This window comes from Glutamicibacter sp. BSL13, from assembly GCF_052928425.1.
The window spans coordinates 1-1,893 of sequence record NZ_JAVGCZ010000195.1; the positions used below are offsets into that span (position 1 = coordinate 1).

The 1,893-nt window shown below is 70.8% G+C and carries 2 protein-coding genes; both read right to left on the reverse strand.

Features of this window, described 5'->3' with window-relative positions:
• The coding region (locus RCJ92_RS15760; protein ID WP_446755104.1) for a DegV family protein at positions 1-696 on the reverse strand (696 nt) is incomplete at its 3' end.
• Between the two features lie 10 nt (positions 697-706).
• On the reverse strand, positions 707-1,893 hold a 1,187-nt coding region (locus RCJ92_RS15765), incomplete at its 5' end, for a class I tRNA ligase family protein (protein ID WP_446755105.1).

Genomic DNA, 1,893 nt, shown 5'->3' on the forward strand with positions numbered 1-1,893 from the left:
GAGCGCCACCAGCCGGCTTTGGGCGCGCGGGAAGGTGCGCGGCTTCTCCACCGGGTGGATCGCCCCGTCCTGGATGGCCAGGATCGGCTTGACGCTGAGCAGGTTGCCCACCACCCCGGACAGGGTGCTGATCCGCCCGCCGCGGCGCAGCTGGTCCAGGCTGGGCACCGCGAAGAATACGGAGTTGTCCTTCGCGGCGCGGGCAATGTCCAGCAGCTCATCCAGCCCCGCCCCGGCGGCGCGGGCGGTGAGCATGCGGCGCACCGCGAACCCCAGCGGCAGGGCGACGGTGCGTGAATCCACCACGGTGACCGGCACCTGGACCTGCCCGGCGGCCAGCCGCGCGGATTCGTGGGTGCCCGAGAGCCCGGCCGAAAGGTGCACGGAGATGATGGCTTCGCAGCCGGCCTCGGCCAGCTGCCGGTAGGCGCGCATGAACTGCCCCGGCGCAGGACGGGAGGTGCGCACCGCCTGGCCCATGGCCAGCCCCATCACCAGCGCGTCGGTGTCATCCCCGCACACCACGTCGTCGATGATCACCGGGATGGTGAGCATCTCAAAGTCCGGGTGCTCCAGCCATGGCCCGCCCAGACAGGCGGAGGAGTCAGTGACGATCCCGATCCGGGCGGCGGGCGCCGGACGGGGACGGCGTTTGGCAAACCACCGTCCCCGCGCGGCGCTGGGGCGTTCACTCATGTGCCCGACCCTACGGTGCCGGCACCACGTTGACCAGCTTCGGGGCGCGCACGATGACCTTCAGCGGCGCCTTGCCATCCAGCAGGCGCACCACGTTCTCGTGGGCCAGGGCCGCGGCTTCCAGCTCCGCCTCGCTGATGTCCACCGACACCTCCAGGCGGGCGCGGACCTTGCCCTTGACCTGGACGACCGCGGTGATGGTGTCATCCACCAGCAGGGCCTCATCCACGGTGGGCCAGGCGCTGTTGGCCACGCTCGGCTCGTAACCCAGCGCCGCCCACATGTCCTCGGCCGTGTAAGGGGCGAACAGGGAGAGCAACTGGGCGACCACGCCGGTGGCCTCGCGCACCGCCGGGTCGGCGGCGCCGGCCCCGGTGTCGATGGTCTTGCGGGTGGCGTTGACCAGTTCCATGGTCTTGGCGATCACCACGTTGAACTTGTGCCCGTCCAGCAGCTGGGCCGCCTCGTGCACGGTGCGGTGGGTGACCTGGCGCAGCGCCGTGTCCCCGGTGGTGTAGTCCACGCCCGGGGCGCTGGCCACATCCTGGGCCAGGCGCCAGGCGCGGGCCAGGAACTTCTGCGATCCGGACGGGGAGACGTCGGCCCAGTCCACGTCGTCCTCCGGCGGGGAGGCGAAGACCATGGTCAGACGCACCGCGTCCACCCCGTACTCATCGAGCTGTTCGCCCAGGTCCACGCCGTTGCCCAGCGACTTGCTCATCGCCTTGCCGCCGTTGAGGACCTGGCCCTGGTTCAGCAGGGCGCTGAAGGGCTCGGTCGCGTCGATCAGCCCCAGGTCGTGGATGACCTTGGTGAAGAAGCGCGAGTAGAGCAGGTGCAGGATCGCGTGCTCCACCCCGCCCACGTACTGCCCGACCGGCATCCAGTCGCGCACCGCCTTCGGGTCGAACGGGCCCTGGGTGTAGTCCGGGGAGACGAAGCGCAGGAAGTACCAGGAGGAGTCCACGAAGGTGTCCATGGTGTCGGTGTCCCGCTTGGCGTGTCCGCCGCAGCTCGGGCAGGCCACGTTGACCCAGTCCGCGGCCGCGGCCAGCGGGCTGGTGCCCTTCGGGGCCAGTTCCTCGCCGCGCAGGTTCTCCGGCAGGCGCACCGGCAGCTGGTCATCGGGCACCGGAACCTCACCGCACTGCGGGCAGTAGATGATCGGGATCGGGGTGCCCCAGAAGCGCTGGCGGG